Source organism: Enterococcus casseliflavus (genome assembly GCF_029215545.1).
In the GTDB taxonomy this organism is placed as follows: Bacteria; Bacillota; Bacilli; order Lactobacillales; family Enterococcaceae; genus Enterococcus_D; species Enterococcus_D casseliflavus.
The window spans coordinates 541,341-556,618 of record NZ_CP119393.1 but is presented as its reverse complement, the minus strand read 5'-3'; the positions used below and the strand labels follow the sequence as shown (position 1 = coordinate 556,618).

At 44.6% G+C, this 15,278-nt stretch carries 13 protein-coding genes and 1 other annotated feature; of the genes, 7 read left to right on the top strand and 6 right to left on the bottom strand.

All coding sequences use genetic code 11. The annotated features are described in order from the left end of the window. Nucleotides 1–146: 146 nt before the first annotated feature. Nucleotides 147–503: a hypothetical protein gene (locus tag P0G38_RS02675; protein ID WP_008379558.1), complete on the top strand. Its 357-nt coding sequence runs from the start codon at nt 147–149 to the stop codon at nt 501–503. A gap of 39 nt (nt 504–542) precedes the next feature. On the opposite strand, the gene queG is transcribed toward P0G38_RS02675, so the two are convergent. Then, nucleotides 543–1,718 (bottom strand): tRNA epoxyqueuosine(34) reductase QueG, encoded by a 1,176-nt coding sequence (queG, locus tag P0G38_RS02670; RefSeq protein ID WP_142437840.1) that lies wholly within the window; start codon nt 1,716–1,718, stop codon nt 543–545. A gap of 259 nt (nt 1,719–1,977) precedes the next feature. Between queG and P0G38_RS02665 the strand changes: the two genes are divergently transcribed. The 4 genes from P0G38_RS02665 (at nt 1,978) to dhaL (ending at nt 6,511) form a co-directional block, all read left to right on the top strand. Further along, nucleotides 1,978–4,302 (top strand): HAD-IC family P-type ATPase, encoded by a 2,325-nt coding sequence (locus P0G38_RS02665; RefSeq protein ID WP_042890651.1) that lies wholly within the window; start codon nt 1,978–1,980, stop codon nt 4,300–4,302. 204 nt (nt 4,303–4,506) lie between these two features. Further along, a complete protein-coding gene (gene dhaM / locus P0G38_RS02660) occupies nt 4,507–4,911 on the top strand; it encodes a dihydroxyacetone kinase phosphoryl donor subunit DhaM (protein ID WP_275853987.1) in 405 nt (134 codons plus the stop codon). Continuing rightward, on the top strand, nt 4,908–5,891 hold the full coding sequence (dhaK, locus tag P0G38_RS02655; protein ID WP_010750002.1) for a dihydroxyacetone kinase subunit DhaK: 984 nt from the start codon (nt 4,908–4,910) through the stop codon (nt 5,889–5,891). The genes dhaM and dhaK overlap by 4 nt, the downstream gene beginning before the upstream one ends. A gap of 14 nt (nt 5,892–5,905) precedes the next feature. Beyond that, nucleotides 5,906–6,511, top strand: coding sequence for a dihydroxyacetone kinase subunit DhaL (gene dhaL, locus P0G38_RS02650; RefSeq protein WP_275853986.1), 606 nt, complete (start codon nt 5,906–5,908; stop codon nt 6,509–6,511). A 78-nt stretch (nt 6,512–6,589) separates the two neighbouring features. Here the strand turns inward: dhaL and P0G38_RS02645 are convergent, their stop codons facing one another. From P0G38_RS02645 to hisS, 4 genes are all read right to left on the bottom strand, one after another. Then, complete coding sequence (locus tag P0G38_RS02645; RefSeq protein ID WP_008379546.1) at nt 6,590–8,458, bottom strand: acyltransferase family protein; 1,869 nt, start codon at nt 8,456–8,458, stop codon at nt 6,590–6,592. Between the two features lie 198 nt (nt 8,459–8,656). Next, nucleotides 8,657–9,532 (bottom strand): YitT family protein, encoded by an 876-nt coding sequence (locus tag P0G38_RS02640; RefSeq protein ID WP_275853985.1) that lies wholly within the window; start codon nt 9,530–9,532, stop codon nt 8,657–8,659. Between the two features lie 156 nt (nt 9,533–9,688). Then, entirely contained in the window at nt 9,689–11,464 is a 1,776-nt protein-coding gene (gene aspS, locus P0G38_RS02635; RefSeq protein ID WP_074536792.1) for an aspartate--tRNA ligase, read from the bottom strand. Nucleotides 11,465–11,475: 11 nt separating this feature from the next. Further along, complete coding sequence (gene hisS / locus P0G38_RS02630) at nt 11,476–12,774, bottom strand: histidine--tRNA ligase (RefSeq protein WP_060791494.1); 1,299 nt, start codon at nt 12,772–12,774, stop codon at nt 11,476–11,478. Nucleotides 12,775–13,395: 621 nt separating this feature from the next. Next, nucleotides 13,396–13,603 (bottom strand) — a binding site (T-box leader). 189 nt (nt 13,604–13,792) lie between these two features. Here hisS and P0G38_RS02625 point away from each other — a divergent pair. Both P0G38_RS02625 and P0G38_RS02620 read left to right on the top strand, forming a co-directional pair. Next, on the top strand, nt 13,793–14,227 hold the full coding sequence (locus P0G38_RS02625; RefSeq protein ID WP_008379539.1) for an acyl-CoA thioesterase: 435 nt from the start codon (nt 13,793–13,795) through the stop codon (nt 14,225–14,227). A 90-nt stretch (nt 14,228–14,317) separates the two neighbouring features. Beyond that, nucleotides 14,318–14,488 (top strand): hypothetical protein, encoded by a 171-nt coding sequence (locus P0G38_RS02620; RefSeq protein ID WP_275853984.1) that lies wholly within the window; start codon nt 14,318–14,320, stop codon nt 14,486–14,488. Nucleotides 14,489–14,556: 68 nt separating this feature from the next. Here the strand turns inward: P0G38_RS02620 and P0G38_RS02615 are convergent, their stop codons facing one another. Continuing rightward, nucleotides 14,557–15,195, bottom strand: a complete 639-nt coding sequence (locus P0G38_RS02615) for a PepSY domain-containing protein (protein WP_275853983.1) — start codon at nt 15,193–15,195, stop codon at nt 14,557–14,559. Between the last annotated feature and the right edge of the window lie 83 nt (nt 15,196–15,278).

Below are 15,278 nucleotides of genomic sequence, written 5' to 3'. Positions count from 1 at the left end.
TGCTCTTATCTTACCTTGGTTAAAGCCGCGGTGCAAATGTTCTTGCGCATATCAGCGACGATTCCCAATCAAGCTATTTTGTTTTCTGCAACTTTCCCGTTACAATTAAGGTAGGACAAAATTTTTCACAAAAAGGAGTAATTCTTATGGCACAAAAAATTGACTTAGAAACGAGTAAATGGTCGTTGGAATCGATCATTAAAACGGTCGGCACCGATCTTTCCTCTGTTGTGGAGGTACAAAACAAAGACGGCATTGACGTTGTAGTGATCTCGAAAGACGAGTGGCAACATCTTTTGGAATTACTCGATGCGCGTCATGCAGAAGGCTATCGGTTAGAACAAGAGCTTCCTGAAGAAATTTTAATTGACGTTGCCGATACCGACAATCAGTATACAGAAGACGGCGAGTTAGAAATGGAACTGCCTGAGCGTGTGCATCCAGCACCTGATTTTGAACTGGATTCAGAAGAAATCGTTGAAAGTGATGACGTACTAGATTAAATAAAAAAGCAAAACGGCCCCGGGCTCGTTTTGCTTTTTTTATAGCTCTTTTTCTTGCCTTTTGGTAATGACTGCTTGCAATCGTTCGATGGCAGGCTGCAATTCTTGTAGCGCCTCTTCTTCGGGTTCTAACTCTGCACACCGTTGCAGTCGCTCTAACCACATTTCTGGTTCTTTGACGCCCAACTGGCCAATGGCCCAATAAGCCGTTCCTCGAATCACTGGGCGCACGTCTTCTGTCGCACAGCGCCAAATCGCTGGCAAGGCACTGCGATCCCCTACATTGGCTAAGGCGATGATGGCATTACGCTGCAACGGTTTTTTCCCCCGCCAAGAGCCAGATAGATGGCCAAATTGTGCCTTGAAGGCTTTGTTTGATAAAGACAGCATCGGTTGCAGTTTTGGATAAACGGTATCGACTTCAGGCTCCATCTCTTGATGAAAATGGAAGTCTTTCCCCCGATTATAAGGGCAGACCAGCTGACAAATATCGCAGCCGTAAATCACGTTATGCATCTTTTTGCGGTACTCTTCTGGCATCATGCCCTTCGTCTGGGTTTGATAGGACAAACAGCGCTGGGCATTCATTCGACCATCGCCCAATAACGCTTTGGTGGGGCAAGCCGTCACACAACGCATGCAATCCCCACAACCAAACGGGACTTCTTCATCTGGTTCAAGAGAGATATTAGTGACGATCTCCCCTAGATAAACAAACGAACCAAATTCTTCCGTAATCAGCAAGCCATTACGACCGATAAAGCCAAGACCCGCCCGCTGCGCTGCCGCCACATCCACCAATTCCCCTGTATCGACTTGCGGTGCGAAACGCCATTCGACTTGTTCTTCCATCGTTTGCGCTTGTTCTTTGATAAAGGCGATCAAGCGATCCAATCGTTCTCGCAAAATATCATGGTAATCGATGCCCCACGAGGCACGGGCAAACATGCCGCGTTTTTCATCCCGCGGGACTTTCTCTTTGATTTTTGTCGGATAAGCTAAAGCGATCGCAATGATCGTTTGCGGATTTTCAAATGTCCGTTCAGGATAGATACGCTCTTCGATCACGGGATGCTCAAAACCAGAGGTATGGCCTTTGGCTTTTTGTTCCCGCAAGGAAGGCTCCAATGCCAAAAACGGCTCCGCTGAAGCAAACCCGATCTTGTCAATGCCAAGCCGCTTGCTTTCTGCAATAATTTTTTCTTTTAAAGACATGCTCGCTACCCTCTTTTGTCCGCTAAGCATCTGCTTCTCGGCTTTTTCTCTTCCCCTATTATACGTAAGCACCTGAAAAAAGTCGATGGTGCGGTTTGTTCCCCCAGTTTTTTTCTTTCTTTAAAAGAACACGTGTTGATTGTTTAAGATTTTAATTAATTTTATCGTTATTTTCCTCGCAACGATTGCATTGCCTTTTTCGAATGCTAGACTAGATAAAGGAATTAGAAAGAAATGAACAAATGAAATGGAGATGCTTATGACTCAATTACCCACCGGCTTGACTGCAGCAGAAGTCGCCAAGAAAACCCAAGAGGGGTTGCACAATGATTATGAAACAAAAACCAGTAAATCAACTGCTGCGATCATCAAAGACAATTTACTGACATTATTCAATTTTCTCAATCTATTGATTGGCGTTTTTTTATTTGCCGTAGGCGCCTATTCCAACATGTTCTACTTAGCGATTATTTTTGTGAATATCACCATTGGGATCAGCCAAGAATTGCACGCGCGTAATTTAGTAAAAAAACTCTCACTTGTTTCACCGCAAACGGTACGAGTGATTCGAGATGCCCAAATCCATGAGATTTCAGCCAAAGAATTGGTCTTAGAGGACGTAGTTATTCTTGGTGCTGGGGACCAAATCCCCGCTGATATGACGGTGCTTTCTGGACTAGTCGAAGTCAATGAAGCGATGCTGACTGGTGAAGCCGATCTGGTTGTCAAAGAAGCAGGTGCTTCCTTACTCTCAGGGAGTTTCATCGTCAGCGGTGAAATGACAGGAACAGTCCTTCATGTCGGTGCAGAAAACTACGCAGCGAAACTAAGCAATGAGGCAAAGGTCCACAAACCGATCCGCTCTGAGCTGCTTGCTTCGATCCGTAGTGTATCCAAATTCACCAGCTATGTAATCGTTCCTTTAGGGGTGATTTTGTTCTTCCAAGCCTTTATGATGCGAGATGCTGGGATCAAGGAATCCGTCGTCGTTTCTGCCGCTGCCTTATTAGGAATGTTACCAAAAGGACTTGTCCTGCTGATCAGTATCGCCTTGACGACAGGTGTCATTAAATTGGCAAAAAAACGGATTTTGGTCCAAGACATGTATGCCGTTGAAACCTTAGCGCATGTCGATACCCTTTGTCTGGATAAGACGGGGACGTTGACGGAAGGCCATATGGTTCTCGAATCGATCGTTCCTCTCCAAGCCGACAGCGACCCTAACATGCTCTTAGGGAATTATTTGGCAGCCAGTACGGATAACAATTTGACGATGCAAGCATTGCGTCAAGGCTGTCCTGAGCTAACGGATCATCAGCCGATCGACGTCGCTGCCTTTTCTTCACAGCGCAAATGGGGTGCTGTGGCTTTTGAACATCTAGGAAATGTCTATCTTGGTGCACCTGAAAAAGTCGCCGGCTCTGCTGCCTTGCCGCAAGTCATAGAAGCGCAAGAAGCTGGTCTACGGGTGTTGATTTTAGCCGTAGAAACTGATCCAAAAACGCCGACATCCTTTGACCCAACCAACGCACAAGCGGTGGCTGTCTTGATTTTATCCGATATCATCCGCCAAAACGCAGAAGAAACCTTGGCTTACTTAGCGGATCAAGGCATCGATCTAAAAGTGATCTCTGGCGATAATCCAATAGCTGTCGCAGCGATCGCCCATCGTGCAGGCCTAGCGAATGCCGATCAAGCCATCGATCTTTCTACCTTAACGACCGAAGCAGAAGTCCGAGAAGCTGCGACACGCTATACGGTCTTTGGTCGTGTGACTCCTGAACAAAAGAAACTACTCGTTCAAGAATTAAAAGCCAATCAACGGACCGTTGCCATGACGGGTGATGGCGTCAACGATGTGTTGGCACTACGGGAAGCCGACGTCAGCATTGCAATGGCTGCTGGCGACAGTGCGGCTCGTCAAATCGCTAACTTTGTCTTATTGGATTCTGACTTTACTACGTTGCCAGATGTTTTATTTGAAGGACGCCGCGTCGTCAATAACGTGACCAAAGCGTCGGGAATATTCTTTATCAAGACGATTTACAGCTTCTTGCTCTCTTTGGTTTGTATCCTGACATCCAGCGCCTTTCCGTTCTTGCCGATCCAAATCACATTGATCGACTTAGCAATTGAAGGCTATCCTTCTTTCTTCCTTTCCTTTGAAGAAAACAAAGCACCGATCAAGGGGCGCTACTTGCCGACGGTCTTGCTCAATGCGTTGCCAAACGCCCTGTTGGTGTTAGTCAATTACTTTGCGATCCGCTTTTTACAAACCGACTACGGTTGGTCGCAATTTGATACGACGACCTTGTTGTACTATTTGTTGATCGGGATCAGCTGTATCGCTGTGATTCGCGCTTGCTTGCCATTAAATCCATTGCGATTGTTCTTAGCGATTACCACTACCGTGGGGATCTATGTTGCAGCAATGCTCTTCCACGGGTTGCTGGAAGTCGGTTTCTTGACCGCCGTAACATTGCCTTACTTCCTTGGCATGATGGCATTGAACATCTGCCTGTACGTGGGGCTTTCTTTCCTAACGAAGCGCTTTTCAGCCAAAGTGCTTGTTAAACAGTCTTAAATGATTTTGCAGCATCGCTCTTTCTTGCTTTGTCCAGAAAGACGATGCTGTTTTTTTGTCCTCTCCATAGGTGCAACCATACAAGAAGAAAGAAATTTGGTATACTGAACCTGTAGGCGGTTTCAACAAGGACGGTGTTTCTTTGGAAAAGGCAATCCCCTTGTCAAACAGCCAAATTTAATCAGAAAGTGTTGGTGAAATTGGATGAAAAAAAGTATTTTACTCGTTTCTCACAGTCAGCAACTCACCGAAGGATTAAAACAGATGATCGAAGAAATGGCTGATGGCGAGTCAGTCACGATCTATTCTTTAGGCGGGACAGCAGAAGGAGAGCTGGGTTCTGACGCCACGAAAATCGTGGATGCCGTCAACGAATCCGAAGATGCTGAACTGGTCTTAGTCTTTGCCGATCTAGGCAGTGCCGTTTTGAATGCCGAACTTGCATACGACATGCTGGAACCTCAGCAACAAGAACGCTATCACCTGATCGACGCGCCGCTGGTGGAAGGTGCCTTTGCTGCAGCGATCACCGCTGGTTTCAGTGATGATTTGGCGCAAATCGTTGCAGAAGCAAAAAAAGCAGCCGAGAAAGGATGGCATGAAGCATGAAAAAAATCATTAATGATCCCTCAATGATCGTAGAAGAAATGTTGGCCGGTATCGTAGGCAGTTATCCTGAACTGGTCCATCAAGTCGCCGACTCACGGGTGATCGCTAAGAATAATCAAAAAGAACAAGTCGGTCTTGTTTCTGGCGGTGGGAGCGGACATGAGCCGGCCCATGCTGGCTTTGTCGGTGATGGGATGCTTAGCGCCGCCGTTTTAGGCGATGTCTTCACCTCCCCGACCCCCGACCAGATTTTGACGGCTATCCAAGATTCTGATCAAGGACAAGGCGTCTTGCTGATCGTCAAAAACTATACTGGCGATATCTTGAACTTTGAGATGGCCAAAGATATGGCAGAAATGGAAGAGATCACGACGGAGATCGTGGTCGTGGATGATGATATCGCTGTTGAAAATAGCACCTATACTGCTGGCAAACGAGGAGTTGCCGGTACGGTCTTAGTCCACAAGATTTTAGGCGCAGCTGCTCGTAATGGTGCCAGCTTAAGCGAATTAAAAACATTGGGCGATGCCTTGGTTGCATCAATCAAAACCATTGGGGTCGCATTAAAAGCGGCAACAGTTCCTGAAGTTGGGAAACCAGGTTTTGACTTAGCCGATGATGAGATCGAGTATGGCGTGGGTATCCACGGCGAACCTGGTTACCGTCGAGAAAAACTGAAACCCTCACGTGAACTAGCACAAGAGTTGGTGGAAAAAATCTTGGCGGATTATGAAAAGACCCCAGAAAAAGTCGGTGTCTTGATCAACGGTATGGGTGGTACGCCGCAAATGGAGTTATTCGTTTTTGCCAATGATGTCGCGAAATTACTCGCAGAAAAAGACATCCCTGTCTCCTTCCATAAAGTCGGCAATTTCATGACTTCCATTGATATGCAGGGACTTTCACTGACCTTGATCGACTTCAGCGAAACGGATCACACCGATGCGTTAAATGAAGCCGTCACAACAATAGCCTGGTAAAGGAGCGAATAGAGATGCAATTGACAACAGAAACGGTGCAAGCATGGTTAGATACCTTCACGAAAGAAATCGAAGCAAACAAGGCCTATTTAAGCGATTTAGATACACCGATCGGCGACGGTGACCATGGCAACAATATGGCACGCGGCGTAGCCGCTTATCAAGAAGCTTATGCCAAACAACAGCCAACGACGATCAGTGATACCTTTAAAGTCTTCTCGATGGCAATGATCTCAAAAGTCGGCGGAGCTTCGGGTCCCCTTTCTGGTTCGGCGTTTATGAATATGACCAAAGCAACGAAGGAACTAGAAACAATCGACTCCTTTGAACAATTAGGTACGATCGTTGAAGAAGGCTTGACCGGCATCAAAATGCGGGGAAAAGCTGAGTTTGAAGACAAAACGATGGTCGATGTGTGGCAACCTGTCGCAGAAGCCTTGAAAAAAGGTGAATTGACCAAAGACACGATCGAAGCAGCGAAAGAGCATACCAAAGAACTAGTGGCTAAAAAAGGCCGTGCCTCTTATGTTGGTGAACGTGCCATCGGTCATATCGATCCCGGATCGGCTTCTAGTGCGATTTTATTTGAGTCTTTGTTAACGGTGATAGAAAAGGATTAAAAAAACGATGCTCTTACAAAATACCGTTTAAGACAAAAGACAAACCTTATGATTGCATAAGGTTTGTCTTTTTCTTGTTTATTCCTCTTGTAAAATCGTTTGGGCAACTAGCTTCACGTATTGATCCATGCCATCTGGATTTGGATGGACCCGATCTTCATAGAACCAGGACTCTTGGTCATTACTCAAATCATACCAATCGATCAAGGTCATATTGTCGTATTTTTCCGCCATGCGCTCCAACATCCGATTGACTTCATTTTGCCAACGCTGTGTCGGTACCCGTACATTGATCCAGTAGACTTTACGATCACCGATCTCGTTCATAAAGCTGTCAAATTGGGCTTCTGTAAAGGAACCATTCGTCCCTAGCCCCACAAGGACGGTATCCCGCAAAAGATTTTTTTCTTTCAAGTCTTTGATCAATTCAGGGCTCGCATACAGCTGGCGCCCAACATCCCCATCAACTACCGCTTGGGTAAAGACTTCTTTCAAGTCAGCCGTTGCATCCAGCATCACAGAATCACCAAAAGCCGTGATTTCAAGAGATTCCGCTTTTTTCACTTGGGCTGCTGTTAAATCATACTTTTCCATGATATTTTTTTCATCTTCACTCGTGTTCGCCTCATCATCCGCTTCATTTCCTTCAGCATTCGCATTCTTTTGCGATTGCTCTGCCGCTTTTTTATTGGCCGCAATGTTGTCTTTCAACTGCTGCTGCTGGGCATCGACATAATTCGTCGGTGCAGTCACGACGCCAAACAAAGCAACGAGGGTAATGAGTAAGCTGGGCACTAACCACGGTTTTTTCCAACTAAAAATTGGTTTACTGAACCAGCCGCGGACCGTTCTGAATGTATCTTTGTACTGGAATTTACGCATTGGGTTTTCGATAAACCGATAGGACAATTCACTGATAAACAAGATCAAGAATAGTTCCACTAACGTGTGCATCAGCACGTTCTCACCGATATTTCCCACTTTTGCTTCGTAAAAAATCATCACTGGAAATTGATACAAATAGATCCCATAACTGCGCTTGCCGATATAACTGAAAATCGGATTACTCAATACACGATTCAAACTGGCTCCGGGATGAGCGGTGACTGCCACAAGAATCGTACATAGGATACTGATCAAGAACATGCCGCCATAATAGACAAAGGTCAAATGATCATCTAAGAAAAAGAACGCTGCGATCAGACCAGCCAAGGAAGCAAAACCAGAGATATTCAAGACCCGTTTGGCTTTTTGCGGTATCTCTTTCTTCAAATGGGTACTTGGCCAAATGAATGCTAAGGCACTCCCCATCCAGATCGAAAAGAGCCGCGTATCCGTTCCATAATAGACCCGTGTCGGATCAGCGCCTGGTGTGTAAAGGACTGCTAACAGAATTGCCGACAAAATCGTGACTGCGGCAGTAAATTTAAAGGCGCGATGCCTCTGCTTGCCGATTTTCATCAACAAAATAAACACTAAAGGCCAAATCAGATAGTTCTGTCCCTCTACAGCCAGCGACCACAGATGGGTAAAGGGGGATTCATTACCGAACCGATCAAAATAGGATAACCCATGATTGATCTGCCACCAGTTGTTGTAATACAGCAACGAGCTAACAAAAACCCCGCGCAAATTATTCAACAGGTTTCGCTGGAACAACGTGATATATGCTGCTGAGATAAGCAGCATCACCACCATTCCTGGATAGAGCCGTTTCATCCGCCGAACATAAAAATCTTTGACTTTGATTTTGCCGTTTTGATCCCACTCTTGCCTCAGCAAGTCAGTGATTAAATAACCTGATACGACAAAGAATACTGGAACTCCTAAATACCCGCCTCGCATATGAGTAGGTAGTAAATGATATAAAATAACGCCGATGACTGCCAAGGTTCGAATGCCGTCAAACCCGGTAATATAGCGGCTTGTGCTTAAACGTTTATTCATTTTTCAACCACTTTTCTCTAATTGATCCAATTGTTTCATAAAAAAACAATTTCAGCATGAACGCTATTGATTCCATACTCTCATAATTTACCAGAAATCCCCCATATAAAGCTAGCAACATCTGCTATATTTCAAAAAAATTAATTTTTGGCGAAAAAAAAGTACTTCTATAAAGAAATACTTTTTTCAACTCCTTTTTCACAGTTCTTCTTCATAAAAGCGACCCAAAATCTGGACATTTTCTGCAATACTGACAAAGGCTTTTGGATCGGCTTCTTTCATGGCACTGCGCAGCATCGGCAGTTCAAAGCGTGTCACTACCGTCAGCAAAACCGTTTGTTTGTCATGCTTGTACGCCCCTTCGGCTTCATTGATGATGGTAATCCCTCGCCGCATATGTTTTTGGATCGTCTGAATGACTTCTTCTGGGTTGCGAGTGATGATCGTCACCTGCATTTTCTTTTGTTTCGTAAAGACCGCATCCGTCACTTTTCCACTGACAAAAATCGCGATCGCACTATACAACGCATATTGCCAGCCAAACAAGATCCCAGCGGCGAACAAAATAACAATGTTAAAGAAAATCGATATCGAGCCGATCGTCTTCCCTGTCCGTTTGCGGATGGCAATGCTGACAAAATCCAGCCCTCCAGAAGAAAGACCATTCTTCAAGGCATAGCCGATCCCCACTCCATTGATGGCACCACCGAAAATCGCACAGATCATCGGGTCCGTCGTAACGGTTTCTTCGGGCAAAATTTGCACGAATAAGGAGGTGAGTAAAACAGTGATTCCAGTAAAAATCGTAAACTTGTGGCCGATCTTAAACCAACCTAGAAAAAATAATGGCACATTCAACAATAATAGCGCAAGGGATAAGGGGATATAAAATCCGAGCCCTTCTCTTGAGATTGTGGTGATGATCTGAGCGACACCCGTAATGCCGCTGGAATAAATATTACCTGGTTGATAGAAGAAATTGACCGCAATCGATGCCAGCAGCGCATAGACGAGCGAAAACGAAAGTTTGTTGGCATATTCCGGGTGAGGGAGCCATTTAAACAGAGGAGTCATTGCATTTCATAGCCTCACTTTTTTGATTTGCCTTTATTATACTTCAGCTCATAAAAAAAGAAACGAGCAATGAAAGAAATGGGTGAATTCTCATTAACTTTTTTCATTCATTCACCAATTTCTATTTCATCACTCATTTCATCATGGGTTTAACGCTTATTCGTTTTCTTCAACCGTTGTTACATCAATGCTCAAGTCAAACAGTTGCATTGGTGAAACGGTACTTGGTGCTTGTGACATTGGATCAGCCGCTTTCCCATTTTTAGGGAAGGCAATGACTTCGCGAATGTTTTCTTCACCAGCCAAGAGCATTACTAACCGGTCTAACCCAAGGGCGATGCCGCCATGTGGTGGGAAACCATAATCCAAAGCATCCAATAAGAAGCCAAATTGATTTTGCATCTCGCGACGTGAGAAGCCTAGCGCTTCAAACATTTGCTCTTGCACTTCCCGTGTATGGATACGCAATGATCCGCCACCTAGCTCGTAACCGTTTAGCACGATATCGTAGGCTTGCGCATAGACTTTTGAAGGGTCTGTCGTTAACAACGGCAGATCGCTTTCTTTTGGCAATGTGAACGGATGGTGAGCAGAAACATAGCGACCTGCTTCTTCATCGTATTCAAATTGCGGCCAGTCAGTAACCCATAGGAAGTTGAATTTGCTCTCGTCGATCAAGCCTAATTCTTTTCCTAATTTATTACGGATCGCACCTAACGTTGCTGAAACGATCTCAAAGGAATCGGCACCAAACATCAGAATATCGCCAACTTCCGCATTGGCTGCTGCAATAATCGCGTCGGTTGCTTCCGTCAAGAATTTAGCGATCGGTCCTTTCAATCCATCTTCTTCAACTTTGACCCATGCCAATCCTTTGGCACCAAATTGGCCAGCGTAATGACCTAGATTGTCCATGTCTTTTCTGGAGTATTTGTCTGCAGCCCCTTTGGCGTTTAAGACTTTCACAACGCCGCCTTTTTCAAGAGCCATTTGGAAGACTTTAAAATCAACGTCTTTCACAACTTCTGATAAGTCGATAAGCTCCATGTCAAACCGTGTATCTGGTTTGTCACTGCCGTAGCGTCCCATTGCCTCATCATAGGTCATCCGTGGGAATGGCAAGGTAACTTCGATGCCTTTGACTTCTCGCATCACTTTTGCCAATAGCTCTTCCGTATAGGTTTGAATTTCTTCTGCCGTCAAGAAAGAGGTTTCGATATCGACTTGGGTAAATTCAGGTTGACGGTCGCCCCGCAAATCTTCGTCACGGAAGCAACGTACGATTTGATAGTAGCGATCGAAGCCAGCACCCATCAATAACTGTTTAAAAATTTGTGGTGATTGTGGCAACGCATAGAAATGACCTGGATAGATCCGTGAAGGAACCAAATAATCCCGCGCGCCCTCTGGTGTTGATTTTCCTAGATAAGGTGTTTCGATATCTAAGAAGTCGTTCGTGTCTAAGAAATTGCGGATCGCTTGCGTCGTTTTCGCCCGCATCACGATGTTGTTCGTCATTTTTGGACGACGCAAGTCTAAATAACGGTATTTCATGCGAATCTCGTCGCCAACGGTTTGATCATCTTCAATCAAAAAGGCTGGTGTTTTTGCAGTGTTTAAAATCGTGATTTCGCTGATCATCACTTCATAGGCACCTGTCACCATTTTCGGATTGATGGCTTCTGGTGCACGATTGATGACTTGACCCGTTACTTCTAATACATATTCGCTGCGGCATTTGTCCGCGATTTCCCAGGCTTCTTTCGAAACCTCAGGATTGAAGACGATTTGCACGATCCCTTCCCGGTCGCGTAAGTCAATAAAAATCACGCCACCTAAGTCACGGCGCTTTTGCACCCAGCCTTTTAGTGTCACTGTCTGGTTTAAATGGGTCTCATTTACTAACCCGCAATATACTGTACGTTTTGTCATTCTTTTTCTCCTCACTCAAACATTTTGGTTGTCATTTCATCGTAGATCTCATCGAAGCGGGCATAAAGATCCGCTAACGGAAATTGTTTTTCTTCACGGCTTGCCATGGATTTGATATTGATCACTTGTTCTGCTAATTCTGTTTCGCCTAGAGTCAGAACCAACCGTGCTCCTTGTTTATCAGCAGATTTAAACTGGGCTTTGGCTTTACGATCCATGAAATCACGATCGGCAGAAAAACCGAAATTACGAATCGCTTGCACGACTTTCAACGCTTCTAAATTGGTTTCTTGTCCCAAACCAACCACATACGCATCTAACTCATTCAAAGCAGGAATCACAACTTCTTCGGCTTCCATAGTGATCAATAAACGTTCGATCCCTAAAGCAAAACCAAAACCAGGTGTTTCTGGTCCGCCTAGCTCTTCCACTAAATGATTGTAACGACCGCCGGCACAGATGGTGGCTTGCGCCCCCATTTTTGGTGCCTCACTCATGATCTCAAAAATCGTGTGGGTATAATAATCCAAACCGCGCACCATATTTGAATCGATCTCATAAGGGATCTCCAACGCATCCAGCATACTCGTTACGGTTTCAAAATGTGCCTTGGCATCTGGTGTTAAGTAGTCTAGGATCGATGGCGCATCCGCCACGAATTTTTGGTCACGCTTGTCTTTGCTGTCAAGGACCCGCAAAGGATTTTCATGCAAGCGGCGTTTTGAATCCTCACTAAGCTCCGCTTCATGGGGCGCTAGATAATCGATCAACGCTTGGCGATAGTTTTGGCGTGTTTCTTTGTCGCCTAATGAATTGATGACCAAGCGCAATTGACTCAGTCCTAATTGACGATAAAAATCCATTGCCATCGCCATTGTCTCAACATCGGTCGCTGGATTTGCTGAACCGAAAACTTCGACACCGATTTGGTGGAATTGACGCAAACGGCCTTTTTGCGGACGTTCATAACGGAACATTGGTCCCATGTAAAACACTTTATAAGGCTTCGTATGTTCTGGTCCGAATAGTTTGTTTTCGACATAAGAACGAGCGATCGGTGCGGTGCCTTCTGGACGCAACGTCACATGACGCTCTCCTTTATCGTAGAAATCATACATTTCTTTTGAAACGATATCCGTTGTGTCCCCGACACTGCGGGCGATCACTTCAAAGTGCTCAAAAATCGGTGTCCGAATTTCGTTGAATTGGTAATCGCGAAACACTAAGCGTGCTGTTTCTTCCACAAATTGCCATTTTTCGGATTCTCCTGGCAAAATATCGTTGGTTCCTTTTGGACGTTGGTAACTCATCGTATGCATCCTCCTATTTGTTTCATGGTTGCCCATGTTCTTTGCTTTCATTGCTTGTTTGCTTATTCACCTATTGCTTGTTGCTCATTGATGTGGGTGGGTTGTTCTCGTGTTTGACTTTTGGGTTATTGCGCTCTTTGCCGTTGGTTGCTGGTCATCATTTCGTTGGCTTCGACTGCAATTGAACGAAGCAAAAAAATGCCAAGTACAGCTTTCATGTCTCACTTCTTACGCCAGTCATAGTGATTCCTAGTTCGGTTACTACGCTCCCTGCACTCGCCTAGTACTGTTCATCATCTGCTCTGTTCCGCTTTGCGGACCAGTCATTGTGATTCCTAGTACGGTTACTACGCTCCCTACGGTCGCCTAGTACTGTTCATCATCTATTCTGTCTTGCTCCGCAAGCCAATCATTGTGATTCCTAGTTCGGTTACTACGCTCCCTGCACTCGCCTAGTACTGTTCATCATCTATTCTGTCTTGCTCCGCAAGCCAATCATTGTGATTCCTAGTTCGGTTACTACGCTCCCTGCACTCGCCTAGTACTGTTCATCATCTATTCTGTCTTGCTCCGCAAGCCAATCATAGTGATTCACAGCAAAAAACTCGCCCTTGTTTTTTATACAAGGGCGAGTTTTGATTACACGCGGTACCACCTAAATTCGAGAAATGTTCTTCTCCTTCGCTCGATTAACGCTCGGTCACGGAACAGCTTTTCTTCTGTTCATCTCCAGATTGTCTTTCCTTTACACGTCCTAAACTGCTTTCAGCCGGGGCAGTTTTCTCTTTTAAGGAGTAGAATAAAGTACTCGATCCTTCACTGATTTTTGATATTATCTATAAACTACAAGAAAGCTATGAAAAAGTCAAGGTGTTTCACTGTCTTTTTCATTCCGCTGCTCTCTAGTAGCATTTTCTCTAGTGGTCAACACAAAGAAGCTCTCCTTCTGTTTGCTTTTCTTCCTTTTTGCGTTATGCTGAATAACGAAGGTTTTGTTTCTATGAAAGGAGCTGTTTTTATGTCTTTATATTCAGGCTATATCCGTCAACCACACTACTATGAGACCGATCAAATGGCGATCATCCATCATGCCAATTATATCCGCTGGTTTGAAGAGGCCCGCGTGGAGTTACTCGCGTTCTTGGATTTACCGTATCATACCATCGAAGAAGCGGGCTTGATCGTTCCCGTGCTGGAAGTCAGTGCGCAATACAAAACGATGATTCGTTACGAAGATGAGGTGCGAATCGATGTTTTGGTCGACAAATATACTGGCACGCGTTTGGATTTTCGCTATGAGATTTACAAAACTAGTGATGGTCAGTTGGCAACGACGGGGACTTCAAAGCATTGTTTTTTAGCAAAAGAGACCAATCGCATCGTGCAGCTGAAGCGTAGTTTTCCTGAAATCCATCAACGATTTGCTGATTATGCTGCCCTGTCAGGGGAATAATCAATTCTGATCACTCATTTAAGTCAAAATCCTTGCTTTTTGAAACGGCTTTCGTATAATCAATAGTAATTTCAGGGAAGGATGATGGCGATGTACGTGATTAAAGTTTTGCATGGTTACATTGGCAAAGATGGTCGTCGCACTCGTGAAAAAATTCCAGACAAGTTATGGGTCTTTGAAGATCGGAAGCAGTCCGAAGCATTTGCAGATAAAATTGGTGGTCGCGTCAAACCGTTAACTGAAGTCAAACAGCATGCGTAAAAAAATAAGCCGTTATTGTCTTTTGCGCATAGACGATAGCGGCTTATTTTTTTTACTGCGAAACAGGATTAGTCATCCAATTCGGTTTCTAGTACTTCACCTGTTTGGGCATTGATTTTCACATCTGTTTGTTTGTTGCCATCTTCTACTTTGACTTCCCAATAGGTTACATTCATTTCTTTGTCTAATGACCAATCTGTTGCTTGACCACCGCCAGCTTCTTTCACGGAGATATCAGAAATTTCTTCCAATGAAAGCAAGTTGGTTAGGTCCAATTGATCGGCATCTTTTTTGACACCGTTTTGTTCATCGGCATCCAATTTTTCCGTTCTTTCTTCAGAAGTTTCTTTGGTTTCTGCATCGATCTTTAATTCAAACTCATTCGTGTCATCCACGCCTTCTACTTGGTAGAAGTAATTGCCAAAAGAAGTATCCAAATCAATCGAAGTGATCGCTGCATCTGGGTATTTGTCTTGGAATATTTGGATCGCTTCTTCTACGGTCACTGTAGGTAAGCCGCCGTTGGCGATCGCTGCACTGCTTGAAGAGCTGTCTGTTGCTTGTGACGACGTTGTTTCACTTGATGAGGCAACTGCTGTGCTTGAGCTGCTGTTTTGCGCAGGTTCTGAATTTCCAGTGTTGTTCTGTGTACATCCTGCCAATAATCCTAATGCGGCAATTCCGAATAAAATAGTTGTTTTTTTCATGTTTCATTCCTCCAATTGTTTGTGTATTCCTTTTTTCTATATATTTAGAATAACAAGTTCCTCATGAAAAAGAATCAAAAATG

Coding starts and splice junctions, on each gene's coding strand:
- P0G38_RS02675 (WP_008379558.1), top strand. CDS start 147: ATGGCACAAAAAATTGACTTAGAAACGAGTAAATGGTCGTTGGAATCG.
- queG (WP_142437840.1), bottom strand. CDS start 1,718: ATGTCTTTAAAAGAAAAAATTATTGCAGAAAGCAAGCGGCTTGGCATT.
- P0G38_RS02665 (WP_042890651.1), top strand. CDS start 1,978: ATGACTCAATTACCCACCGGCTTGACTGCAGCAGAAGTCGCCAAGAAA.
- dhaM (WP_275853987.1), top strand. CDS start 4,507: ATGAAAAAAAGTATTTTACTCGTTTCTCACAGTCAGCAACTCACCGAA.
- dhaK (WP_010750002.1), top strand. CDS start 4,908: ATGAAAAAAATCATTAATGATCCCTCAATGATCGTAGAAGAAATGTTG.
- dhaL (WP_275853986.1), top strand. CDS start 5,906: ATGCAATTGACAACAGAAACGGTGCAAGCATGGTTAGATACCTTCACG.
- P0G38_RS02645 (WP_008379546.1), bottom strand. CDS start 8,458: ATGAATAAACGTTTAAGCACAAGCCGCTATATTACCGGGTTTGACGGC.
- P0G38_RS02640 (WP_275853985.1), bottom strand. CDS start 9,532: ATGACTCCTCTGTTTAAATGGCTCCCTCACCCGGAATATGCCAACAAA.
- aspS (WP_074536792.1), bottom strand. CDS start 11,464: ATGACAAAACGTACAGTATATTGCGGGTTAGTAAATGAGACCCATTTA.
- hisS (WP_060791494.1), bottom strand. CDS start 12,774: ATGAGTTACCAACGTCCAAAAGGAACCAACGATATTTTGCCAGGAGAA.
- P0G38_RS02625 (WP_008379539.1), top strand. CDS start 13,793: ATGTCTTTATATTCAGGCTATATCCGTCAACCACACTACTATGAGACC.
- P0G38_RS02620 (WP_275853984.1), top strand. CDS start 14,318: ATGTACGTGATTAAAGTTTTGCATGGTTACATTGGCAAAGATGGTCGT.
- P0G38_RS02615 (WP_275853983.1), bottom strand. CDS start 15,195: ATGAAAAAAACAACTATTTTATTCGGAATTGCCGCATTAGGATTATTG.